The 23,401-nt window shown below is 42.6% G+C and carries 20 protein-coding genes and 2 tRNA genes; 9 read left to right on the forward strand and 13 right to left on the reverse strand.

Features of this window, described 5'->3' with window-relative positions:
• Window positions 1–3: 3 nt before the first annotated feature.
• Window positions 4–834 carry a universal stress protein gene (locus JO154_RS23460; RefSeq protein ID WP_291950542.1) on the reverse strand — a complete coding sequence of 277 codons (831 nt, stop codon included), beginning with the start codon at window positions 832–834 and terminating at the stop codon, window positions 4–6.
• 194 nt (window positions 835–1,028) lie between these two features.
• On the opposite strand from JO154_RS23460, the gene JO154_RS23465 reads away from it, so the two are divergent.
• Window positions 1,029–1,865 carry a hypothetical protein gene (locus JO154_RS23465; RefSeq protein WP_291950545.1) on the forward strand — a complete coding sequence of 279 codons (837 nt, stop codon included), beginning with the start codon at window positions 1,029–1,031 and terminating at the stop codon, window positions 1,863–1,865.
• An 86-nt stretch (window positions 1,866–1,951) separates the two neighbouring features.
• On the opposite strand, the gene JO154_RS23470 is transcribed toward JO154_RS23465, so the two are convergent.
• The gene (locus tag JO154_RS23470; RefSeq protein WP_291950548.1) at window positions 1,952–2,308 is read right to left on the reverse strand and encodes a hypothetical protein; all 357 of its coding nucleotides are present in this window, start codon (window positions 2,306–2,308) and stop codon (window positions 1,952–1,954) included.
• A gap of 183 nt (window positions 2,309–2,491) precedes the next feature.
• On the opposite strand from JO154_RS23470, the gene JO154_RS23475 reads away from it, so the two are divergent.
• Both JO154_RS23475 and JO154_RS23480 read left to right on the forward strand, forming a co-directional pair.
• Window positions 2,492–4,045: a PAS domain-containing sensor histidine kinase gene (locus JO154_RS23475; protein ID WP_291950551.1), complete on the forward strand. Its 1,554-nt coding sequence runs from the start codon at window positions 2,492–2,494 to the stop codon at window positions 4,043–4,045.
• A gap of 11 nt (window positions 4,046–4,056) precedes the next feature.
• The gene (locus tag JO154_RS23480; RefSeq protein WP_291950554.1) at window positions 4,057–5,115 is read left to right on the forward strand and encodes a response regulator; all 1,059 of its coding nucleotides are present in this window, start codon (window positions 4,057–4,059) and stop codon (window positions 5,113–5,115) included.
• Here the strand turns inward: JO154_RS23480 and JO154_RS23485 are convergent.
• The 3 genes from JO154_RS23485 to JO154_RS23495 form a co-directional block, all read right to left on the reverse strand.
• Complete coding sequence (locus JO154_RS23485; RefSeq protein WP_291950557.1) at window positions 5,112–5,492, reverse strand: hypothetical protein; 381 nt, start codon at window positions 5,490–5,492, stop codon at window positions 5,112–5,114. The two genes, JO154_RS23480 and JO154_RS23485, sit on opposite strands and share 4 nt — an antisense overlap.
• Before the next feature lie 57 nt (window positions 5,493–5,549).
• Complete coding sequence (locus JO154_RS23490; protein WP_291950558.1) at window positions 5,550–6,398, reverse strand: universal stress protein; 849 nt, start codon at window positions 6,396–6,398, stop codon at window positions 5,550–5,552.
• A gap of 240 nt (window positions 6,399–6,638) precedes the next feature.
• Window positions 6,639–7,043, reverse strand: a complete 405-nt coding sequence (locus tag JO154_RS23495; RefSeq protein WP_291950561.1) for a 5-fold beta-flower protein — start codon at window positions 7,041–7,043, stop codon at window positions 6,639–6,641.
• An 80-nt stretch (window positions 7,044–7,123) separates the two neighbouring features.
• On the opposite strand from JO154_RS23495, the gene JO154_RS23500 reads away from it, so the two are divergent.
• The gene (locus JO154_RS23500) at window positions 7,124–8,302 is read left to right on the forward strand and encodes an aminotransferase class V-fold PLP-dependent enzyme (RefSeq protein WP_291950564.1); all 1,179 of its coding nucleotides are present in this window, start codon (window positions 7,124–7,126) and stop codon (window positions 8,300–8,302) included.
• 17 nt (window positions 8,303–8,319) lie between these two features.
• Here the strand turns inward: JO154_RS23500 and JO154_RS23505 are convergent, their stop codons facing one another.
• A complete protein-coding gene (locus JO154_RS23505) occupies window positions 8,320–8,868 on the reverse strand; it encodes a hypothetical protein (protein WP_291950567.1) in 549 nt (182 codons plus the stop codon).
• A gap of 63 nt (window positions 8,869–8,931) precedes the next feature.
• Here JO154_RS23505 and nfi point away from each other — a divergent pair, with 63 nt between their 5' ends.
• Window positions 8,932–9,609 carry a deoxyribonuclease V gene (gene nfi / locus JO154_RS23510; RefSeq protein ID WP_291950570.1) on the forward strand — a complete coding sequence of 226 codons (678 nt, stop codon included), beginning with the start codon at window positions 8,932–8,934 and terminating at the stop codon, window positions 9,607–9,609.
• Between the two features lie 111 nt (window positions 9,610–9,720).
• Here nfi and JO154_RS23515 read toward each other — a convergent pair whose 3' ends face one another.
• From JO154_RS23515 to JO154_RS23525, 3 genes are all read right to left on the reverse strand, one after another.
• The gene (locus JO154_RS23515; protein ID WP_291950573.1) at window positions 9,721–11,139 is read right to left on the reverse strand and encodes a S41 family peptidase; all 1,419 of its coding nucleotides are present in this window, start codon (window positions 11,137–11,139) and stop codon (window positions 9,721–9,723) included.
• A 61-nt stretch (window positions 11,140–11,200) separates the two neighbouring features.
• The gene (locus tag JO154_RS23520; protein ID WP_291950576.1) at window positions 11,201–12,841 is read right to left on the reverse strand and encodes a rhomboid family intramembrane serine protease; all 1,641 of its coding nucleotides are present in this window, start codon (window positions 12,839–12,841) and stop codon (window positions 11,201–11,203) included.
• A 49-nt stretch (window positions 12,842–12,890) separates the two neighbouring features.
• On the reverse strand, window positions 12,891–13,721 hold the full coding sequence (locus JO154_RS23525) for a rhomboid family intramembrane serine protease (RefSeq protein ID WP_291950579.1): 831 nt from the start codon (window positions 13,719–13,721) through the stop codon (window positions 12,891–12,893).
• Window positions 13,722–13,868: 147 nt separating this feature from the next.
• Between JO154_RS23525 and JO154_RS23530 the strand changes: the two genes are divergently transcribed.
• The 4 genes from JO154_RS23530 (at window position 13,869) to JO154_RS23545 (ending at window position 15,932) form a co-directional block, all read left to right on the forward strand.
• Window positions 13,869–13,942, forward strand: a tRNA-Asp gene (locus tag JO154_RS23530).
• Between the two features lie 57 nt (window positions 13,943–13,999).
• A tRNA-Tyr gene (locus tag JO154_RS23535) sits at window positions 14,000–14,081 on the forward strand.
• 213 nt (window positions 14,082–14,294) lie between these two features.
• Entirely contained in the window at window positions 14,295–15,116 is an 822-nt protein-coding gene (locus tag JO154_RS23540) for a methyltransferase, TIGR04325 family (protein WP_291950582.1), read from the forward strand.
• A gap of 12 nt (window positions 15,117–15,128) precedes the next feature.
• Window positions 15,129–15,932, forward strand: a complete 804-nt coding sequence (locus JO154_RS23545) for a methyltransferase, TIGR04325 family (protein ID WP_291950586.1) — start codon at window positions 15,129–15,131, stop codon at window positions 15,930–15,932.
• Window positions 15,933–15,971: 39 nt separating this feature from the next.
• Here JO154_RS23545 and JO154_RS23550 read toward each other — a convergent pair whose 3' ends face one another.
• From JO154_RS23550 to JO154_RS23565, 4 genes are all read right to left on the reverse strand, one after another.
• Window positions 15,972–17,255 carry an HAD-IB family phosphatase gene (locus JO154_RS23550; protein WP_291950589.1) on the reverse strand — a complete coding sequence of 428 codons (1,284 nt, stop codon included), beginning with the start codon at window positions 17,253–17,255 and terminating at the stop codon, window positions 15,972–15,974.
• Between the two features lie 87 nt (window positions 17,256–17,342).
• On the reverse strand, window positions 17,343–18,392 hold the full coding sequence (locus tag JO154_RS23555; RefSeq protein ID WP_291950591.1) for a hypothetical protein: 1,050 nt from the start codon (window positions 18,390–18,392) through the stop codon (window positions 17,343–17,345).
• A 310-nt stretch (window positions 18,393–18,702) separates the two neighbouring features.
• Window positions 18,703–20,154, reverse strand: a complete 1,452-nt coding sequence (locus tag JO154_RS23560; RefSeq protein ID WP_291950594.1) for a RagB/SusD family nutrient uptake outer membrane protein — start codon at window positions 20,152–20,154, stop codon at window positions 18,703–18,705.
• 28 nt (window positions 20,155–20,182) lie between these two features.
• Complete coding sequence (locus JO154_RS23565) at window positions 20,183–23,359, reverse strand: TonB-dependent receptor (RefSeq protein WP_291950597.1); 3,177 nt, start codon at window positions 23,357–23,359, stop codon at window positions 20,183–20,185.
• Between the last annotated feature and the right edge of the window lie 42 nt (window positions 23,360–23,401).

Below are 23,401 nucleotides of genomic sequence, written 5' to 3' on the forward strand. Positions count from 1 at the left end.
ACTTTAAGCGTGAGCAATAAATATTGGTTGATTAACCATCCTTACTACCGCATGTCCAGGATTAGGAATAAACAGCTCGGACATGGCACTTCTTCCAAAGGCCCCCATAACGATAATGGCATTATCCTTCTTAAAAAGCTGTTCCAGCAAGCCTTCACCAGCCCTAGCATTTTCCTGTATATCTATCTCCACATCATCATAATGATCGTCCAACCATTCTTTCAGCCATACTTCATTCTCAATTTTTTTCCCATTTTCAGACACGACTAATAAAGTTGCTTTATGATGCGATAATTCTGGAAACAAATAGGTAAACTGTTTTATAGCAAACATAGCCGTGGCACTTCCATTAAAGGCAAAAACGATTTCCTCAACACCATTAAAGCTATCCGGAGCAATGATTACTGGGCACTCTGAATGCTTGAGCAAATCCACTGCAAAAGTGGATGGCACCGCCTCCTCTTTTCCTTTAAATGAACTAGCAGCATCTACCACTATCAGATCTGCATACCTGCTTTCCGTAACAACCTCCGTTAAGGGAGTTCCAGGATTGATATGGGTAATGCAATTCACACCATTATACCCACAAGTATGTGTAAACCTGCGAATGCTATCATCCCTGTAAAGCCCTTTCTGCTCATCTAAACGTCCGCCTGGAATAGAAGGCATGCCTGCAATTTCATTGATTTGCTCATGAGAACGTAATTCGAGTTCGCGATTCTCAAGAAATATCCCCGTAAGGTGAGAATGTGTCAAATTACAGAGGTAACAGGCAAATTCAACGCAACTTCTGTTTAACCTTACTGCATCGGTTACATATAATATCTTATCCATAAAATATGCTTTAATAGAATTAACTTGTTTATCTACTGCTAATCTACATGCTTCGCATCTTCTTATGAATGATCCTAAACATCCGTTTATGTGATCTTCATCAGTATATGCTAATACTGCCAACTATCATACAATGAACTGACGATAATCAGCATTTCCATTGTTAAGTGCCTGTACCTTTAAATAAAAAAATCATGGAAAAGATAATGCTCGTAATAGCTGGCTCATCACCTGCACTACAGGCCACTCAGTTTGCAACTTACCTGGCTGGCATGACTCATTCCAAACTTATAGGATACTTTTTTGAGTATGAGTTATATGCAGATAAACCGGAGATAAAAACAATATTAGGTTTTCCATTTGTAGAAAGTATTGTTGCAGAGGATCTCCCAGAGCTTGCTGAAAAGAAAAAAACGATCAATGACCACCGGCGAAAATTCGAAAATACCTGTAGTGAAAAAGGAATTTTTTCGTCCTCTTCCTACCTGGAATGGCCAGTATTACCAACACTCATAACAGATAGTAGATTTGCTGATGTTATTATTGTAGATGCAACCTTCTGCCACTTGTCAGACAAGCAGGATGAACTGTCCTCTTTTCTCCAACATTTACTGGCTAATGCGCAATGCCCCGTCATTATTACACCAACAGGATTCTCATCCATGGAGGAAGTAATCTTTCTCTATGATAGTAGCCCCTCTGCGGTTTTTGCCATCAAACAATTCTGTTACTTATTTCCGGAGTTAGACGAGGCAAGGGCTACTGTTGTAAATACCAATAAAAAAACTATCAGCAGTGAGGAAAAAAAGCAAATAAATAATTGGTTATGCAGGCACTTTGGATATACCGATTTTTTGGATATAAACGATGAAAATGAACCAGTACTGTTAGATTATCTTTTGAAAAAACAAAATCCCATTATAATCATGGGAGCTGATAAACGTAGCTTTATTTCTCGATTATTCCGCCACAGTTACACCGAGCTAATGTTGAAAACATTAGCCTACCCTGTATTTATAACACATCACTAATGCGACTCCCAGGAAAAATTAGATGGTTACACTGACGGACACCAAAAAGCCTGACAAAATTGTCAGGCTTTTAAATAATACAGTAGTCATTGTGCCTCCGCCATTAGATTCAGCTCGTCCAGTGTACAGGCCCCTTTATCCGTTGTATCCTGCCAGCTAGTATTCCCAAGCTGCAATATCCTGACATTCAGACCAAAGAGGTGACTAAAATCATTTTCCACAGCCACCACTGTACGGTAATAACTCACATCCAACCATCCAAAACTATGGATCATCCTGATTTTCTCTATAGGGGTACCTGGTGAAATAATATCCTCTGCAGGAATCACCTCGCCGCAGTTATATGGTTTCTTATAGAACTGTAGCTTTAATTGGGGATATAAAGAGTGGAATCTTTCCTGAATATCCGCCACAACTGCTTCTTCACTAATATAGATGTTCATAAGATTATATTTTTCTCAATACAATATTACCATCATTCCACTTTCCTATGAATGAGTATCATCAGGACAGGATATGACAGTCGTCACACCTTAACGGCAGTATTTGATTTCAAAGAATAAAATGATTAACTTCCATACAGTTATTTCACTTAGATATACTACAGGCAACTAAAGGCACAAGAAATGGGCATCGCTTTTCATGATCTTGATTCTAATTTCCAGCTCAGTATTTTGATGGCTATGGTGGAAGACGCTTCTTATCTGGTGGCTATCAGGGAACTGGCAACAGGGAAGCTAATCTATATCAATAAAGAAGGTGCTACGTTGATGGGCACAGATGATCTACCCACCCTTGAACTATTGTTCGATGAAAATAATCCAGCCCCCATTTCAACTACATCATCCCCTACCCAAGGGACATGGAAAAACTTCAATAATATTTCATTTTCGGGCACGTTTGTGGAATCTATATTCACCTATCAGCAAAAGGAGTATCGTATCTTCCGCATTTTCCCCATTCAATCAGACCAATTACTGCAACGCCAGCTAAATAAAGAATTACAACGCTTTGAAGCGTTATTTAATCATGCTAGCATCGGTATCCTGGTTACCAATCAGGATGGTGTCATTACAATGGTGAATAACTTCGCCCTCGACCAATTTGGTTACAAAAGAGAAGAATTGCTGGGCAAGAAAGTGGAAATACTGATTCCTCAAAGAGTACATCATAAACATGAAAACCACCGGCATCACTATAACCACCATCCCCAAAGCAGGCCGATGGGAATTGGACTAAATCTTTTCGCTGTAAGTAAAAATGGTACGGAGTTTCCTGTAGAAATCAGTCTTAGCCACTATTCCAATGAAGAAGGCAGTTTTGTGATCGCTTATATCAATAATATTACCGAAAGAAAAAAAGCAGAAGAAAACATTGAAAAATTAAATAATGAACTGGAGGAAATTGTAGAAGAACGCACCTTGCAACTAAGGAAAGCCCTGACAGAACTGGAACATTCCAAAGAAGAACTTACGCTAGCGCTCGGAAAGGAAAAGGAGTTGGGCGATATGAAATCCCGTTTTGTATCTATGGCATCTCACGAGTTCAGAACGCCTTTAAGTACAATCCTTTCGTCCGCCTTCCTGATCAAACATTATGGAGAAGAGCAAGATCAACCCATCCGTAATAAACACTTACAACGGATTGTGAATGCAGTGAGTCTTCTCACCGATACACTGAATGATTTCCTGTCTGTAGGAAAAATAGAAGAAGGGAAAATACAGGTACGATATACCAGCTTCGAACCAGAGGAATTTGTAAATGTTATTATCCAGGAAATGCATGGACTCGTAAAAGAGAACCAAACGATTACCTATCAGCACACTGGTGATAAAATGGTTTCCTTAGATACCTCCCTTTTAAAACACATCATAATGAACCTGTTCGGGAATGCCATCAAATTTACAAAGGCAGATGGGAATATCACCTTACAAACAGCAGCAAGTCCAGAGAGTTTTCAGTTCACAATCACAGATAATGGCATTGGAATGTCCGTGAATGATCAGCAACACCTGTTTGAACGCTTTTTCAGAGGTACGAACGTAAGTAATATTCAAGGAACCGGTCTTGGACTTCATATCGTTCAAAAATATACAGAAATGTTGCATGGCAGTATTGCATGCGAAAGCAAATTGGGCGAAGGCACTACATTTAGGATCATATTCCCTCAGGAAAAATAAATCCCTACATTATGGAAACGATCTTACTCATTGAAGACAATGACGAACTCAGAGAAAATACCAGCGATATTTTAGCCATTGCAGGATATAAGGTTATTACCGCCGACAATGGCAAAACGGGGATGGAAATGATTCTCGCACATAAACCAGACTTGGTAATATGCGATATTATGATGCCCGTACTAGACGGATTTGGCGTATTACATTTGATGCAACGAAACGATGAGGTCAAAGACACTCCTTTCATTTTTCTCACTGCTAAAACAGAAAGAGCCGATCTACGAAAAGCCATGGGCATGGGAGCCGATGATTATATCACCAAACCCTTCACAGGTACTGAACTCTGGGACGCAATTTCCAGCAGACTTCGCAAGGCGGCCATACGCAAGCAATATTTCCCTCCTAATCTACAAGGTTTGCAACAGCTAATAAAAGAGGCTACGGGTAAAACAACCCTGCAAACGCTCGCTGAAGGACGAGATATCGAAAAATATAAAAAGAAACAGGTCATCTACACAGAAGGAAATCGCCCAAGTAGATTATTTTATGTTCAACAAGGAAAAGTCAAAACATATAAATCCAACGATGCCGGTAAAGAACTAACTATAGACCTGTTTAAAGCAGAAGATTTCTTTGGATATACCGCCCTCCTGGAGGGTACTACCTACAAAGAAACCGCCACAGCCATGGAAGATAGCGAAATCGCCATTATCCCGATAGCAGACTTCGAAGCACTCCTTCATAATAATCACGAGGTGGCAGTTCAATTCATTCGAATGCTGGCAAAAAATATCAGCAATAAAGAACAACAACTCCTGGGACTAGCTTACAACTCTTTAAGAAAAAAAGTAGCGGAAGCAATTATAAGTCTCGATAAAAAATATAATAATCAGCAACCACTCCCACGTTCCATTGATTTCAGCAGGGAAAACCTTGCAGCGGTTGCTGGTACTGCCACAGAATCACTTATTCGCACACTCAGCGATTTTAAAGATGAAAAACTAATAGATATCAAAGGAAGTGTCATCCTTATACTTGATGAGCAAAAACTAACAAATATGCTCTATTAAATCCCAGGAAACTGATGTACCAAATAATTACTAAAATCGGCGTTCAGATTTTCAAATTCAAGCTGCGTTCTATTAATACGATTATAAATACCCTCTCTTAGTATAGCCACTGCATTCAATTGGTTCGTGTCTCTCAAATCATTAATCATCATATATAATTCATTCACCTCATGCTTCAGCAAAGTTATCTGTCCATCATGTTTCAAAAACCTGTTCTGAAATGCTTCCAAAAACGCCAACTGATCCCTCTCCAGGTTATTAGCTAAAACCCTTGCCAGCTTCATTTTCAAATATACATTTCTCTCCTCGAGATCCCGCAGCGTAATGCTGCAATGCGCTTGCTGCAAAAACAGTTTATTCCTTTCTTCATTCAACATTATAGGCTAATAATATACTTGTAATCAAATCTTTGAATCATACAAATGGGTGAATATTCATTTGTTATGGGCAACTAAAATTGGTATCGATAAGTTATCCAATAAAATGTCGGCCATACTCTCATGAAACCACCTGGAAACACGACTTCTACTGTAAGCACCTAGTACAACCATCGTCCCTTTTTCCTGTAACTCCAGGTAGCCTACTATTTTTTCCTCCGGATGTCCACTGATGATTTTATGTTCAGCATTGGGGAAATAATCGTTAATGTATTCTTTGACCAATTTTGCTGCCCCTATTGGCTTATCCCATTGGTTTACAGATAGTACCACTATTGGTAACTCATGAAAAGCAGGAAACAAATAATTAAAGACCTTAACGGCATACATGGAAGAAGGCCCGCCATCATACAATATTACTACCTTATCAATTTCAGGAAATAAGGGAGACGCGGTTACGTCATGTGGCACCAGTAACACCGGGCATTGTACATCCGATAATAAATCCCGTATAAAATGCGATGGCACAGACATATCATAGCGGCAAAAAGTTTCCTTCTCATCAATTATCATTAAATCTGTATATATACTTTCTTCCAATACAGCCGTTAACGAATAATTCTTCTCATTATGAATTTTGCATGGAATGCCTCGCTCTTGGCAGGATTTCTCGACCCTAAACATAGCAGCCATCCTGGTATTGCGGTCGGCCTGTTCCATCTCCAATAAGGTATTTTCCCCTGCACCTGCTTTATAGAGCTGGTATATACTGTAACTGTCGTATGCAGGATCATCTGGCATGACTCCTATAAGCTGCGCTTCTTGTTTTTTGGCAATCATTAATGCATAGTGAAGCGTACTGTCGGACAGTTTAAGACTATCAAAAACAGCGGTTATCCTTTGCATATATTGAATTTTAAGCCAAAGCTATCAATAGTTTGCAGTCATGCATATGACCATAGTTTGCCAACAGAATGATTCTTGTCATATCTTGAAAATGACGCCTTCCTATTTATCCTATTGCCATACAAGCTGTTCAAAATCAAATCAAGACCTGACAAGAATCATTGCGCTTGTTGCAGCCCAACGGGCACTTGTCTCCTCAATTCCTGCAACGCTACCTGCATTTCCATTCAAAAAATTTACTTAAAACTTAAAAAAGAAAAATATCAAAGCGGCCCATTCCTTCTTTATGCCGGAGGCATAACCAATGGTGCGATAGCCAGGCCCTTGCACTTTCCCGTCTTTATTAATATACCCGATAGTGGAATAACCGCTGCTTTGTACGGTACCATTATCCGTCACATAACCCACTGTAGAATGACCCGCATTCTGAATGCGACCACTTTCTACATAACCAATCGTTTTACCATCTGCATCCTCCACCCGACCATCACTGTTAATACGCCCCAACTTCTTGAATCCGCTCCCTCTGATGGTACCATCACTGTCTATATTATACATGGTACTGAAACCTCCACCCTCTATTTTCTGTGCCCGTACAGCGCTAAAGGAAATTAACATAGTCAGCAATAAGAAAATCTTTCTCATAGGTTTGAAATTTGAATAATCCAACTTAAAACAAACTGGGATTGTTTGTAAATTTATAACACCTAAAGTAATCATGTAATATGGACCTCAATTCACTCAGAAAAGAAACACCCGGATGCAGCAACGTTATCCATCTGAATAATGCAGGCGCGGCCCTCATGCCACAACCCGTCATCGAAATTATCCAGTTATATCTTCGCGAGGAGGCCGAACACGGAGGATATGAAACAGCCGATAAATGGGCTACAGAGCTGTCTGTCTTCTACGATACTGCGGCACAATTATTAAATACCAGGTCTACAAATATCGCCTACACCACCAGTGCTACAGATGCCTATAATCTAGCACTATCATCCGTTCCACTGAAACGAGATGATGTGGTATTGCTCTCTGAAAATGATTACCCCTCCAATTTCATTACCATGCTATCTCTCCAGAAACGCCTGGGCATCAGATTGGAACTGGTCAGAAATACTCCCAGCGGCGAAATAGACCTGGAAGACCTCGAAAGATGCATGAAGCAATTTAATCCGCGACTGGTATCACTCTCCCATGTGCCCACCAGTAGCGGACTAGTACAACCTGCGGCGGCCGTTGGAGAAATTACGAGGAGATTCGATACCTTCTACCTCCTGGATGCCTGCCAATCAGTAGGCCAGATGCCTGTTGATGCCGCTACTATCCAGGCGGATTTTATCAGTGGCACCTTCCGCAAATTCCTGAGAGGCCCAAGAGGAACAGGATTCCTATACGTATCCGACAGAGCTCTCCACGAAGGAATGGAACCATTAATGCCTGATCTCCGTGGTGCCGATTGGATCTCCCAATTTAACTACCAGCCCCGCATCGATGCAAAAAGATTTGAACTATGGGAAAAATCGCCCGCCCTTATGCTCGGTTGTAGAGAAGCCCTGAAATATGTGCTGCAACTAGGTATCCGGGAAATCGAAGCACGCAATGCATTACTGTGCGAATATCTCAGAACGGAACTGGCTGCTTTACCCGGTGTACACCTGATGGATAAAGGAGCCCATCCATGTAGCATCGTTACTTTCTCCGTAGATGGAAAAGAAGAAGCCGGCACCAGAGAACATTTTCGAAACCTAGGAATCAATATTCATACGGTTGCTAAGAATAGTGCTGTTATTGATTTTCAAGAGAAAGGAGTGGATTGGGTGATGCGTGTCTCCCCACATTATTATAATGCAGAAATTGAACTAGAAAGATTTATTGAGGTGATGAACGAATGGATATCCTAATAATATCCACGGATGTATTATTCATGATGACTCCTCCACCAAGCCATGATTTGCTCCATCCGTTCTTCCAGACTCATGTCTCCCCTTAATGCTAATACAGGCACGGTCATCTGCTGTAGCCATGCTTCATGTACCTGCAACGTACGATTGGCAATGCCTGTATTATGATCGTAATCTGCCGCCCACGCTAAGAAATCGGCATGCTTTGCTTGCATGGCGGCATCATTCACCAATGCATCGCCATATCTGGCATGCTCTCGCTCCTTTATGCGTTGCATACGAATTTCGGCAGGAATCCAAAGGAAAACTACGAGATCAAATGGCGGAAAAACATCCGCGCCCCAATTGAGTGCAGAACCGCCAAAAATCCATTCAGGCACAGCTTTCAGCTCCCGCGATATCATACTATTTCGTATGGTAGGATCTCGCTTTACAGTAAATGGCGGGACAGTAGCCTCCCAGAAATAATTATCACTGTCGAAGTAAGGAATATCCAGATAAAGTCCCAGTGCTTGCCCCAACGTGGTTACACCAGATCCTGAAGCGCCGAAGATATACAGTTTCATGTTGCAAAAATGCAGATTTGTTTCCATAAATTATTCCGACCTTGCTACAAACACCTATGAGCCATGATAAGTGAAGCCGCTGCTATCGCTGAACAAACAAGATTACGACAACAAATTATCACCACAGATCAACTCCCTGATCCCATTCAATTTATTGCAGGAACAGATGTAGAATACGATAAAGAATCAGACCTGATTGCGGGCTGTATTGCAGTAATGGATTATAAAACGTTGGAGGTCGTGGAGATTGCCACCCATGTAATGCATGTTACTTTTCCTTATATCCCAGGATTATTTTCCTTCCGAGAACTGCCACCACTACTGGTTGCATGGGAAAAGCTACAACAAAAACCGGATCTGCTTGTCTGCGACGGGCAAGGGATGGCACATCCCAGACGCTTTGGTATGGCCTCTCACCTGGGTGTGACCATCGGCAAACCTACTATTGGTTGTGGTAAAACAAGATTATACGGTAACCATACGGAGTTGGATATACGAAAAGGAAGTAGTGTGCCATTACTCGCAGAAGACGATAATGCTGTAATTGGTAAGGTATTGCGCACCCAAGAGGGAATCAACCCGGTATTTGTTTCGGTAGGACATATGATTTCCCTAGAAACCGCTACCAATATAGTTTTAAGTCTCGCTAAACAATATAGGCTACCAGAAACTACTCGCATTGCCGATCATTATGGCCGACTAGCACTGGAGGAATATAAGCGTAACAATATGACCCACTAAAAAGCGGCTGTATCAAAAGAGAAAGGAAGTGACATCTGCGATGTCACTTCCTTTCTCTTTTTTCATCGCCCCTGTCCGCTGGGCAGAGGTGACAGACAGAAAATTTGCTATTTATAAGCTTTCCAACTGTTGTTGCGCGGTGGCAATCCAGTCTTGCGTATCGGTCAGCAATACTGCCGGCGCAATCCCTTTATTATCTATACCTTGTCCTTTGTCGATTCTTCTACTTCTGGAAGTAGGATAGGAAAGCATAAATGGAATGGATTTGAATTTCACAGAACGGGCGTTGGCATAATCCAGGTTGCCGGCGCTATGCATCCCCATCAGCTTCGTTTTCTTACTCTGACGCGCTTCCAGCAGGAATTCCTCTGTAGTGCCTGCACATCCGTGATCCATCAACACCACAATCTTTTTAGGAACAGGGCCGGCAACGGTTACTTTCTTCCAATAATCTTTTGCCAATGGAATCATCTTACCCTTATTCTTAGTCATGGTATCCACCACTGCCTGGATTTGTTTTTTTGTATCTTCCGGGAGACGCGTGTTCAAGAGGTCTGACCAGCTTTTAATATTGTCCGTAGTGGCCCATACATCTGCTCCGATTACGCGCATGGAATCGGTATACAACAGCGGACTTACAGGTGCAAAAGTGGGTTCAGTTCCACCAGCGTTGCCACGTAAATCCAAGATCAGGTTCGGACAAGCGGCCATGGCTTGTTTGCTCGCTTGCATCACGGAATCAATTACATGCGCCTCTCCTGCTTCAAAGGAAGCGATACGGAGATAATAGGTTTTATCAGAGAGCTTTTTGCCAGAAGTCGCCGGCAGCGCCACTTTCTCCGCCATTTGCCTGCCCTCATCAGCATAAATGAACTCCCGACGCCAGTTGCCCAAATAACTTACATTGAAATCCATTTTCACGGGCTCTATCAATCCTGTTTCAGTATATTGAAAACCCTTCATGATGTTGGTAGCAGAATCGAATTGCAATTCCATCAGGATATCTCCCCTGCGCCAACTGTTGGAATTGGACACCATAACTTGGGCCACATAGTTCCGAAAAGCATTCACATTCTCGGTAACGGCTATACGCATTTTCTTATCCGGACTCCAATAAATTCCTTCTGGCGTAGTAGATACTTTCAGATAGGTTATTTTCTTCTGGCTCAGCGGTACAGGAATCGGCTCTTTTCGCGCCTCGCGTACTAATGCCTCAAACGGACGATCATTTTCATTGGGAAGTCGCTCAATGCGCAGATTACCATCATTGAAGAAATCGGTATACTGTTTTAATAAAAACAGGCAATAGGTAGGTTTACTTGCAGATGGCGCCAATTTCAGCAGGTGATTCGACAAGCTGTCATAGGATTTCCGGGTTTTAAGATTGATTTTATCATTGAAACCGGAATAATTGGTTTCCACCTTCTGCTTCATCAACCTGAACTCCGCAGCACAATCGCAATCCGGAGCCTGGGCAAAAGCCCCTGAAGCCGCCAACAGCAGCAGGATAAGGGACGATTTTATTTTCATAAGGTCTACTTTTATAGGATAATAAGGTTTTTCACACCTCAAATATGGCGATTTTTTGTAATTAATCCAGCGTTTCTTCTTCAGGAATTTCTTTATTATGTGCAGCGAGGTACTCTTTTTTGACAGCGGGATGAATAATGAGTCCTGTCACCAGTCCGGCTACGAGCCCTCCAATATGCGCCGCATTATCCACACCGCCACTCATTCCCCATACCAGGTTATACCCCACCAGGAATAAAATATTAAACAACTGTCGCCGAGCCATTTCATTATGATAGGCCTTCGCCAGGAAAGGAATACAGATGCCAAACAATCCGAAAATAGCACCGGAAGCTCCTACGCTGACGGTATCCGGATGCCACAGCGTACTAGCGCCACTGGCTACAATGCCTGCTATTAGGTAGGATATCAGCAATCGGCGACTCCCTATCATCGGTTCCAGGAAAGCCCCTGCAATCACCAGTCCGAACATATTCGAGGCTAAATGTATCAATCCGCCATGCAGGAAAGTACTGGTGAGCAATCGCCACCACTCTCCATTAACGGTATAAGGCCGGTAGTTAGCTCCCCATTTCAGTAGGTCTTCGGCTCTGAATTCCATGACACCCATTCCTTTCAGCACCATCAGCAAGTAAATAGCCACATTGATATACATCAGTATCGGAGTAACCTTGTAGCCAGTATGTGGCTTTAAGAGGGAATATTTGGGCCTTGGAGGTGGCACTGGGCGCGGGTGTGTATCTTCCGTACGTGCAGCATGTGCTGGATGATCCGGGTGCACACGCTGAAAAGCCTCATGGAAATTGAACAATTTTTCATGTGGATTTCTTAACCGGGAATAGACCACAATGGCCACCCAGATGACAAAGCAGGCAATGAATACCAAGATGGTCCAAATTGGAGAAACCGTATGCGCCTCAAATGGAGTAAACCTAGGCTGTAATATGACTGGTTTTGCAGCAGAAAAACGCTTGTTATCCTGAACGGCCTGTAGGTAAGCTGATCGGCTGTCTCCATACGGCACTTTTTCCAGGTAAGTAAAATTATTAAGCGACAACGTATCAAATTCGTTTTGACTCTCATGGAGGAATTGGCGATAAGCTTTTTCTTTTTCAGCCGCACTCAAATCGTTGCTCACTGTTTTTGAAAAATACAATGCATACCAGGTATTGCAAGTCTTTCCAGTGGTATCGCTAGCCTGGTCCAACACAGGTAATACCACATATAACGACATGGTATATTTCTCATTATAGCGTCCGGTGATTTGCGCATCATTCACGATGCCAGCATTATTTTTATCGACATAATATTGCTGTAGCGTATAATACCGTGTGCCAGACTGTTGTGAGATGGCCGTGGGATGATGGACTGCCGATAATTTTCCGGTAGCACTAATCATATAATGCTGCGCAAAGATCACTGGCAGCGCCAATCCTAGCCAAAGAATTATCTGTAATATAAATTCTGATCTCTCCGGATTATTCGACTCCAGTTTCCGCAGCGATGGGCGCAACCAGAACAAAACCGGCAACCAGGCCAAAGCAATAGGCAACCAGAATTTCAGCAGGTCTTCATCTAGTTCAAATAGGTCCAGCTTAATAAACAGGAGCCAATGCAATGCAGTATACACCAGCAAATAGGCAAGGGCAACTATCAGGTAAGGCCACACGAAAATTCGAAACTTTTCTTTCATCTGGTTCATGCGAAATATTGTTTTTCCGGACACTGCAATGTATGCTTTTCTATCGAGGCTAGAGCTTAGAGGAATGATCTTCCAATATCTTTCTTTCTTCTGTTGATAAGCTTTCTATGCCTTTCGCCTGTATCTTCTCCAATATAACATCTACTCTTTTTGTTCTGGCAGCACGGTCCATGCGGTATTGATCATCGATATCCACATACTTGTAATGTTGCTGGAAGAAGTTATTGGAGATATACAATACGTATGGCCTTGTGACGATAAGGTAGATAAAACAGATACAAGGAAGCAGCATCGCCGCCATCATCAAGAAATCTATGGCGCTGTGAAAGAGTACCAAGGCCAAGGTAAGACCTGTTAATGCGCCCGCCAGATGTGTCTCATGCCCGATATTGTATTTTTGGGATCGAATGGCATAGAGTGAAAGGAGAATATAACCAATAGCATATATCCATCCAGGGATAGCAAACAATCCCAACATATCCACTTCCATACCAGGACTAAGTGCTAATGCCGTGAACATCACACCAGCAACAGCACCATTGGCGCCTAAGCTGCTATAATCATCGTGATGACGATGCAGGTATAATGCAATGAGATTCCCTCCAGCCAAGCTTACAAAATAAATAAGCAGTACTAGGGGTTCCAGTATTACCGAAGAGAGATGCGTGCCGAAAAAGTACAGGGAATACATGTTTAGCAGCAACTGCCACCAATTGACATGTACAAATCCGGAAGAAATAATGCGGCTATAGCGTTTGTTTTTGCGCACCTGCTCTATTTCGAAAATCTGTTTATTCAAAAAAGCAGGATTGCGAAACCCCATCCAGGAGAGGATAGCAGTGATGAGTATCAGTATAATCACAGTGAATCCGGAAGTCATAGGTATCAAAAATTTATATCGGAAGATGACGTAAAAATGCGAATATTTTTATTTTCTCAAAATATTTTTGGTGAATTGAAAATAATGTTGCTATATTTGCAACCCCAAACGGGGAACTCAAATGGCCCAAACGGCCACCAGTATTGAGGATCAGTAGTTCAGTTGGTTAGAATGCCGCCCTGTCACGGCGGAGGTCGCGGGTTCGAGTCCCGTCTGGTCCGCAAACTTTTCAGAGGAATGGACATAAGGTCCATTCCTTTTTTTATTCTTAATTTATTGGGCAGGTTCCAGAGCGGCCAAATGGGGCGGACTGTAAATCCGCTGTCTACGACTTCATAGGTTCGAATCCTATCCTGCCCACTGTTTAAAAGCTTCTTATATCGTATGATAAGAGGCTTTTTTGTTTTAACCCACCTTCCCTTTTCTAGATGAATTTATTAAAGTAATTTTGCATAGCATTTAAAAACGGGATAACTTTCCACTTTACTTAACGCGTACTGTATCGTCCGAGAATGTGTAAAGGAGCCTAAGCCGAGTAATGCTAAACCATTCATCTAACCGTTTCGCCATTATATGAATCTGACCACTATTTCCTTTCATCTGCGAAAGAAATTCAATAATCGCATATTAAAGGAAAAAACATACAACACTTATGCGGAAGCTGCCGAAAAATGTAAACGATCGCTTTATGAAGATAACGCCATCGTACAATTGCTGGCTGATAAAGCAAAAGATAATTCCTTTACAACCCCCACTTCCAAGCCACTAAATCCTGGCTGCCTGGCCCTTGCAGATGTCATCTCCCGACATCTCATCGAATATCCTGGTAAACTAGTAACAGTGATAGACTTCGGGGGCGGCAATGGCGATTACTACTATAACACCCGCAGAGTGCTCAATAATGACGTTCAACTGAAATGGGTAGTAGTAGAAACCCCGGCGATGGCACAAGTGCTACAACCTTATCAAACAAAAGAACTCTTCTTTGCTGATACGATTGAAAAAGCAATGTCCCTCGTCGATAACAAACTAGATATCCTCTTCACTTCCGGTACACTGCAAGTGATGCCTGATCCATATCAAACCATTGAAATGCTCTGCAATACCAATAGTAACTATATGGTATTTCACCGCCAAAGCCTTTCCCTAGAAAACTTTGATATCATCAGCATCCAAACCTCCCTGCTTAGCTGGCATGGCAGCACTAAACTGCCAGAAAACTTTAAGGAGAAAATTATTAAATATCCTTATACCAGCATTCAGCGTTCCAGATTTGAAGATCAATTAAAAAATACGAAATATCAACTGCTCTATACCTTCGACGAAGGCACAGGTGTCAAAAGAGTAAATAACTATAACGTAAAGGGAACCAGTTATATATACAAAAGATCATAATTATCTGCATCAATGAACTTCGCCGTTTTATCCTATAAGCTTAGGAAAAAATTTCTCAAAGAAAAGATTTATCAATCCTATGCAGAGGCTTCCGCCAACTGCAGCGATAAATTATACGAGAATAAAGAAATTGTGCATCTTGTTGCCAGTAAGGCAAATAACCTTGTATCAAACCATAAGCCTATCAATCCAGGCGCCCTCGCGATCCTGGAACTGGCAAACAAAATATATATACAACAACCTGATACGCCTATTACAGTAATTGATTTTGGTGGTGGCGATGGTGATTACTATCATACTACCCGACTCCTGCTTTCTTCCTTTATAAAAATGAAATGGATTGTAGTGGAAACACCCGCTATGACAGCAGCCATGCAGGCGAATCAAACCCAAGAACTGTTCTTTGTTTCCTCCCTGGAAAAAGCACTGGAAATAGCCAACAAGGTGAATATCGTGTTTACTTCCGGTACCATTCAATACACGCCAGATCCACAGCAAACAGTAACGGATCTTTGTAAGGTACAAGCGGATTACCTGGTGTTTAACCGCCAGAGTCTTTCTGAAGAAACATTTAATATCATTAGTATACAATCATCTCCACTCAGTTGGCATGGCAGCGGTAGCACACTGCCAGATGCTTTCACGGAAAAGATTGTGCGTTATCCACATACGAGCCTCAAGAGAGAGTTATTCGAGCAAACGCTCCGTACTAATAACTATCATATTGTTTACACTTTCGCGGAATCTACAGGGATCAAAAAGGTCAACAACCTACAAATTTCCGGTATCAGTTATGTCTGCAAAAGAAACGCATAAAAGAAAAAAGGTTGTCTCCGCAGAGACAACCTTTTTTCTTTAGTACAATACCCTAAAACTTATGGTATTGTCAATTCCTTTCAAAGCTTTCAGCAGTTGCTTGTCATAGTCTGCATGAATATCTGCCATCACATACCCAATCTGTTTGTTGGTCATTAGGTATTGTGAAACGATATTAATACGGTGATCTGCAAACACCTGGTTGATATTCGCCAGTACGCCCGGTACATTGCGGTGAATATGAATGCAACGATGTACATCACTCACTTCCGGCAATTGTATATTAGGGAAATTCAGACTTTTAAAACTATCGCCGTTATTGATAAAGCCAGTGATACGTTTGAGTACCGAAGATGGTTTATTAATATCGTCAAATACAATGATACCATGTGCAGTACAAAGCTCTACTGGCACATGTTTGGCAGCATTGCCCAAATAGGCGATCAGTTTGAGTTTCTTAGCGGCTGCCAGTAATGTTTCATTTATTTTCTCCTTCCCTCCTGCTACTACGATGCTTGCTTTCGCAATATTAGTAGTGTCCAGTTGCTCTACCTGCTTCACCGTATACCCTTCTTTCTTCAACTCCTTAACGATCGTATCCGGCACTTCTTCGGTTACGACACAGTGAATACGGTTTTTAGGATAAGAAATGGCAGCAGGCAGATTATTGAGATAAAGAAATTCATCCAAACTCGGTGTAACGTGATCCGCTTTCTCTACCACAGATTTCCTGGAAATATTTTCTGTAAAGGCGTAAAACTTTTTAATCATGCCGAATTCCTTCAACTGAAAATCCGAGTAGCCATCGCCGATGCCATGAATTTCTCCTTGCAACTGCAATTCCTTCAGCAGCTTTACTTTTCCGCCTTCATTGGATAACGGGTTCGCTTCATCGTAGCCTACAATTTTCCCGGATTTATCAAACACAAAGGTGTTGGCATATATATTTTCCTTACTGATATGATAAGGCCTTACCACCGGAGTAATAAACTCCTTGAATCCACCCGATACAATCAATACATCATCGGCATGTTGCTGGAAAAATTTTTTGTTGCGGGCAAAGGAGGGAGACACGAGCTTCTTCAGATGCTTTACCAACAGCTTTAAGTGGTCGCGGTTCGCTTCTAGCAGCTTTACACGGCCAGCAAGACTTTCCCTAAAAGAAAGTTTCCCTTCCATGGCCAGGTTGGTGAGGTCTTCAATTTTTTTATATATCTGCTCTCTTTCCGGATGATCTTGCAAGGAAATACGTGCGAGCTCGTCCAGGGCTTCCACCTGCGTGAAAGTACTGTCGAAATCGATTATGTAATATTTTTTATTCACTGACTGCGGATTTTAACATCAACGCACAAAAGTAATAATCGATATTTTCTTTTTCAGAGAATGTTTGTTTTCAGGAATTTCCGCAGGTTATTCAAATTCATCAGCAAAGTTCAGGATCACCCTATTCCTGTCTTCCGCATGCAGGGAAAGATAACGGGCTACCTCGGCGAACACATATCGCTTTATATCCATCTTTAAGGCAGGAGCGTCCAACTTCCATTTACCAGGGCCAGTAAGCTCAAATTCTTTTCCACGTACTGCCGCTATTACCACCATGCTTTCCAGGAGTTTTCTTTTACTAATGCGAATCTTGGTTTTAGCTTTAGCCGCAGCATCCCGAATCGCCATGATGATGCCTTCCTGCACGCCTTCTATCAAGGAGCCGCCCAGGAATAACTCATAGTGGTTGGCAAAGGAACGAACGTAGGAAGTAGTTATCCATAACGGCTGATAACAGAAACTCACCTGGTAGGCATAGTCGCGGATCACTGCTTTCAAATCCAGCCTAAAAAACGGGCTGGCATGAGGATGCGTGGCAATCGCATTGTCCAGTAGCCTGGTGATCCCTTGGGGATAATGAAACACATTTCGGCAGTGATCTCCCCGGAGGTCGGATGATATAATCTTCACACCGGGATATAAACAGGCAATTTTCTGTAACAGTACATTGGTTTGCTCATAATCTGCCTCGAAATCATGGAATATCAGCGGATCAGGCGTGAACTCCACTAAGAGCGTACCTGCATTTCCTTTACCAGGCGCTTTATTCAGAATATAATCACCTTGTTTACTGTCTAACGTATATACCTCCTCTTGATGATGTACTTCAATTTCAGCGGCTACAGATAAGGAAATGAGAATAGCTACAGGCAGCGAATCCGTCTGTTGCATATCTGCATGATCCAAGTGAAAGATACAGTTCATTAACCCGGAAGTATTCACATGGCGAGCATGTAACCGGATGGTGTTCGATTGCAGGAATTCAATCTCTATGGTCGTCTCTAAGTTGATCTCTGTTAACATCTCTTCCAACACAAATTCTAGCATGTTGGCAAAACCGGTGAATTTCAGATTTCCTATGAACATCGCAGGTCGTGTACGGATCAATTCACTCAATTTGTTGGCTCGGGTATCCATCTTTAATTAAGGGTCAATTTCAAAAAAATAGCAATATAAACTACATATCCATACGAGAGGCAAGGCAAATGCACAATCTTATCATGATCTATTTTCAAATAGTTGCTCAAATTAAGTAAAAAAGAAGCGGTAGCAAAAACGGGAAATGACGTCTGACGACGTCATTTCCCGTTTTTATTTTTTTCGTTGTCCCTGCCCGCTGGGCAGGGACAACAGGCAAGAGCTTTTTGCCTGGATTTCCTTTGGGCAAATTTGATGAATAACTGCCCAAGGATTTTATTTTTCGACAGGCAGAAGTATTTTGTCTTCCTTATGGGTAAAGCGGGTTCTGTTTCAGGTTAGGATTTGCATCCAGTTCCGATTGTGGAAGCGGGAATAACAACTGGTAATCCTTCAGGGTATTACCCAATTGTTGTTCGATTTGTTTGTATCTGCCCAAACGGATCAGATCCCAACGGCGATGGCCTTCTACACACAATTCACGCGCTCTGTCTTTCACGAGGGTATCCACAAAGGCATCTGGTGTAGGCGTATTGGTCAGATCCAGTTGGTAGGAAGCTGCTTTCAGGCCTGCACGCTGACGTACCTGATTCAATCCGTTGAATTTGGATGGATCCGCAGGGTTCAGGTTATTCATGGCTTCCGACTGCATCATCAATACATCAGCGTAACGCAGCACAATCCAGTTGTTACGAGCATTGTTACTACCTTTCACCCATTGTGGATCGCGGTATTTAGCGATATAAGGAGATACTGGCGTAGCTGTTCCATCGGAATTAGACAGGTTCCAGCTTTTACGTACATCGTCTGTACCATAGTAGCCCTGCTGATAGAAATAGGGACTAGCCAGGAAGGAACCGGAGCCACCAAGGCCCGCTGGCGAGAACATACGCACAATGATATTCTGCGTGGTACCGGTACCATTCGAACCAAATTGTACGGAGAAAATATGCTCCGGACCATTTTTCTTATCACAATCGAAGATATCCTTGTAGTTGTCCAACAACTTGTACAATCCAGAATTGATGACTTTATTACATTCATCCAGTGCATTCTGATTATCAGTGGCTTCTTTCCAGGCAGTACTGTTGCGTTGTAGATAAACCCTTGCCAGCATTGCAGATGCAGCGCCGGAAGACACCATTCCCTTCAATGTGATTTTGTTCTCCGGAAAACAGTTGGCTTCTGCATATTGCAAATCTGCAATCACCTGTTTGTATACTGTGGCAGCAGCGGTACGTGTTGGCCTGATATTCGGATCATTCAAACCAGATACGGTACTCAGCAACAGTGGCACATCTCCGAAACTTCTCACCAGGTCGAAATAAGCCATCCCGCGCAGGAAATAAGCATTGCCCAACAGGTTTTTCTGCTGTGTGGCGTCCATGGAAATTTTAGGAACGTTGGCAATGATATCGTTTGCACGACTAATCAATTTATAACTATTTTGCCACCAGTTTTTTATTTCGGCATTTCCGGCGGTATAAGTTAGGTTATACATTTCGGTACGTTCCGGCGTTTGTCCGGTGATCGGCATCAATCCATCTGTGGAACATTCCGTAATGATGTAAATAGTACGCTGATAATAGGCCTGTGGCTGCAGTTGGCTAAGCAACCCATTTACGGCTGTTTGTGCGTCGGATGCGTCCTGGAAGGCATTGTCTGGTGTCAGGAACCCTTTTGGCGTTTCATCCAGTGATTTCTTACATGCCCCTAAACCGAGTGTGGCCGCTAAAAATATGATAGAGATATTCTTTTTCATCATGATCGTTTTTCACTGATTACGAAAATTAAAATCCAAACTTAACACCTACCAAATAGGTCCTGATATTCGGATAAGGATTGTAGTCGATATTGAGAGAGGTATAGTTACCATTTGAATTAGAATAAGTATTTACCTCTGGATCGTAACCAGAATAATGGGTGAATGTGTACAGGTTCTGAACAGTAGCGTATACATTGGCAGTTTTAAACACATTGCGGGTGATCTTGTCCAGCGGCAGGTTATACGACAACGTTACTGTTTTAATACGCAGGAAGCTACCATTTTCAACGATATCACTGGTGATGTTAGACGCTCTACGCAATCCACTACCAATGGCTGGCAAAGTATTGCTGGTGCCTGGTCCATGCCAACTGTCTGTTGCTACATAAGCAAATTTGTTGCTAAACACGGCACCATTTTCCATTTCAATTTTACTCACATTCAGGATGTCTTGTCCTTGTACACCTTGCAGGAATACATTCAGTCCCCAACGACCATACGTCAGATTACTGATAAAGCCATAAGTGAATTTAGGTAATGCATGACCGATGATCACCCTGTCTTTATCCGCTGTCAGCGCGCTATCGCCATTCTGATCGATGTAGATAGGATCGCCAGGTTTCACGTTTTGCTTGGTACCACTGGCTTTGATCTGTTCAACAGATTGCCAGATGCCGCCAAACTGATAACCGTAGAAAGAACCGATCGACTCGCCCACTTTCAGGATACCGGAATTTTGTCCGCCAGGAAATACGCTGGAACTAACGTTTCCACTAGGTTGATAATCAATGTTACCAAGACTCTTAATCTTATTCTTGTTGGCAGAAATATTGAAGCTGGTATTCCAATGCACTTTTGCAGTGTTGACATTTACGGTATTGATCGCAAATTCAAAACCAGTGTTCTGCACAGCGCCAATATTAGCCATCACAGTAGTGAAGCCGGAAGTAGATGGAATGGTAGTTCCAAAGAGCAGATCAGTGGTTTGTTTGTTGTAGTAATCTGCTGTTATGGAGACACGGTTCTTCCAGAGGCCCAGGTCAATCCCAAAATCAAATGCTTTGGTGGTTTCCCAGCCCAGGTCCGGATTGGCGATGTTATTGGCTGCTACGCCTACTACACGGCCACCGTTCAACACATAGGTATTAGTAGTATACTGGGTGAGTGATAAATAGGGAGGAATATTCTGGTTACCCACAGCGCCATAGCTCAAACGCGCTTTCAAATCACTAATCTGTGGAATATTCTTCAGCCATTTTTCGTCGGATACTCTCCATGCAAATGCACCGGATGGGAAATAACCCCATTTCTTGTTAGGCCCGAAAACAGAGGAACCATCTGCGCGCCAACTGAAAGTAAAGAGGTACTTATCCATGAGGCGATAGTTGATCCTTGCCAGGAAAGATTCCATCACACGGGGAACAGGCAAAACCTGCGTAGGCACTGGTGTACCCACGTTCATATTGTCCGTACCATACTTATTGGAAGTCAAGTTATTGATGGTATTGATCGATCCATCATCCAACCATGTCTGATAAGTGTAACCACCAACGGCAGTAATAGCGTTGTTCTTATTGATCGCTTTATCATAGGTCAAAGTATGCTCTGTCAGCCAGTTGTAACTACTACGTGCTTCAATGGAAGCAAAGCCGTTTGTCTGAGAACCAAGATAAGTGGTGGTAGGACGGAAGATTTTCTCCCTAGTATCTTTATAGTCTGCACCTAAGCTGGATCTGAGTTTCAGCCCAGGAACAATTTCATATTCTCCGTAGATATTGGCAAACACCCTGAGATCGCGTTGTTTATCTGTATTCAACATGGCTGCCGCTACTGGGTTACCAATTTGAGAGAGATATTCAGGATTAGCGCCAATAAAAGTATAATTACCGTTAGCATCTTTAACTGGACCTATAGGACTGATACGCAATGCATCTAGCAGTGTACCACCGCCAGCGCCGCCACTGGTATTGACATTCGCTAATTTCTGTAGTGTATAGGAAGTAGAAGAGTTGAAGCCGATTCTTAATTTCTTGCTGATATCGCGGGTGAGATTAAATCTTACCGTTCCTCTTTTGTAACCTGAATTGATGATGATACCATCTTGGTCGAAGTAGCTAGCGCCGAGGAAATATTTAGTTCCTTCGTTACCACCAGAGAAGGAAACGTTCGCGTTAGTGATCGGTGCTACGCGGAAGATTTCATCCTGCCAATCGGTACCTTTCCCTAATGTGTCGATACCTTGTTGGGTATAGGCAGCGGGTTTGCCTTGATAGGCCAGTACGGTATTGAGGTATTGCGCAAACTGTTTGGCATCCATCATTTTCAGCTTCTTGGAAATCTGTTGCCAGCCGTGGTAAGCTTCTACCGTTACGTTGTTACGGCCGGCGGAACCTTGCTTCGTGGTGATGATCACCACACCGTTTGCACCGCGACTACCATAAATCGCTGTAGCAGAGGCATCTTTGAGTACGTCCATGGAGAGGATATCGCTTGGATTGATGGTGGTAATATCAGCGCCGGCGTAGCCATCTATTACGTATAGCGGATCGCTGCTGGCAGTGATGGAATTTGTACCACGGATACGTACCGTAAAGCTGGAACCGGGTTGCGCGTTGGTTTGTGTCACTTGTACCCCACTCACTTGTCCTTGCAGCAATTGGCTGGTGCCGAATACGGGAGATTTTTCTGTGTTGGCGATAGGAATGGAACTAACGGAACCGGTGAGGTCTTTACGTTTGGTAGTACCATAACCCACTACCACTACATCGCTGAGGGATTTTACTGCCTCTTTAAGCGTAATTGTTACGTTATCACCTTCAGGCATATACTCCATCGGTTCATAACCGATATAAGATACGCGTAGCACAGGTTTGGAGCCGGAAGGGATATTCAAAATAAAAGTACCTTCAGGAGTAGTCACGGTGGCGATTTTACTACCCATTACCTGGATGGTAACACCAGGTAAGGGTGCATGATCTGATCCTGTCACTTTACCTGTCAGTTTTCGTGTTTGGGCCTGCGTGGAAAGCACGCCAAACAGCATCATAACGATCAGTAGGAATTTACGGGCGGCCATAATAATAGAATTAGTGGTGCGATTTAGATGTTGATTGTTTCCTTTCTTGTACCAGTTCTCGTAAATGTAGAAGAGATTAGGGTCGCTTTCAGAAAATTCTACGGAAACGTTTGCATAAAATGCCATTTTTTGGTAATTTAGTACCACTCCACGAGATAGAAAAACTGG

It is taken from the genome of Chitinophaga sp., from assembly GCF_019236475.1.
Lineage (GTDB): Bacteria > Bacteroidota > Bacteroidia > Chitinophagales > Chitinophagaceae > Chitinophaga.

What these genes read in the sequence shown, in the direction of transcription:
- JO154_RS23485 (WP_291950557.1), bottom strand. Translation starts at nt 5,492, where the DNA reads ATGTTGAATGAAGAAAGGAATAAACTGTTTTTGCAGCAAGCGCATTGC.
- JO154_RS23525 (WP_291950579.1), bottom strand. Translation starts at nt 13,721, where the DNA reads ATGACTTCCGGATTCACTGTGATTATACTGATACTCATCACTGCTATC.
- JO154_RS23505 (WP_291950567.1), bottom strand. Translation starts at nt 8,868, where the DNA reads ATGAAACTGTATATCTTCGGCGCTTCAGGATCTGGTGTAACCACGTTG.
- JO154_RS23470 (WP_291950548.1), bottom strand. Translation starts at nt 2,308, where the DNA reads ATGAACATCTATATTAGTGAAGAAGCAGTTGTGGCGGATATTCAGGAA.
- JO154_RS23545 (WP_291950586.1), top strand. Translation starts at nt 15,129, where the DNA reads ATGAACTTCGCCGTTTTATCCTATAAGCTTAGGAAAAAATTTCTCAAA.
- JO154_RS23500 (WP_291950564.1), top strand. Translation starts at nt 7,124, where the DNA reads ATGGACCTCAATTCACTCAGAAAAGAAACACCCGGATGCAGCAACGTT.
- nfi (WP_291950570.1), top strand. Translation starts at nt 8,932, where the DNA reads ATGATAAGTGAAGCCGCTGCTATCGCTGAACAAACAAGATTACGACAA.
- JO154_RS23490 (WP_291950558.1), bottom strand. Translation starts at nt 6,398, where the DNA reads ATGCAAAGGATAACCGCTGTTTTTGATAGTCTTAAACTGTCCGACAGT.
- JO154_RS23520 (WP_291950576.1), bottom strand. Translation starts at nt 12,841, where the DNA reads ATGAACCAGATGAAAGAAAAGTTTCGAATTTTCGTGTGGCCTTACCTG.
- JO154_RS23560 (WP_291950594.1), bottom strand. Translation starts at nt 20,154, where the DNA reads ATGAAAAAGAATATCTCTATCATATTTTTAGCGGCCACACTCGGTTTA.
- JO154_RS23565 (WP_291950597.1), bottom strand. Translation starts at nt 23,359, where the DNA reads ATGGCATTTTATGCAAACGTTTCCGTAGAATTTTCTGAAAGCGACCCT.
- JO154_RS23475 (WP_291950551.1), top strand. Translation starts at nt 2,492, where the DNA reads ATGGGCATCGCTTTTCATGATCTTGATTCTAATTTCCAGCTCAGTATT.
- JO154_RS23465 (WP_291950545.1), top strand. Translation starts at nt 1,029, where the DNA reads ATGGAAAAGATAATGCTCGTAATAGCTGGCTCATCACCTGCACTACAG.
- JO154_RS23515 (WP_291950573.1), bottom strand. Translation starts at nt 11,139, where the DNA reads ATGAAAATAAAATCGTCCCTTATCCTGCTGCTGTTGGCGGCTTCAGGG.
- JO154_RS23460 (WP_291950542.1), bottom strand. Translation starts at nt 834, where the DNA reads ATGGATAAGATATTATATGTAACCGATGCAGTAAGGTTAAACAGAAGT.
- JO154_RS23480 (WP_291950554.1), top strand. Translation starts at nt 4,057, where the DNA reads ATGGAAACGATCTTACTCATTGAAGACAATGACGAACTCAGAGAAAAT.
- JO154_RS23555 (WP_291950591.1), bottom strand. Translation starts at nt 18,392, where the DNA reads ATGGATACCCGAGCCAACAAATTGAGTGAATTGATCCGTACACGACCT.
- JO154_RS23540 (WP_291950582.1), top strand. Translation starts at nt 14,295, where the DNA reads ATGAATCTGACCACTATTTCCTTTCATCTGCGAAAGAAATTCAATAAT.
- JO154_RS23495 (WP_291950561.1), bottom strand. Translation starts at nt 7,043, where the DNA reads ATGAGAAAGATTTTCTTATTGCTGACTATGTTAATTTCCTTTAGCGCT.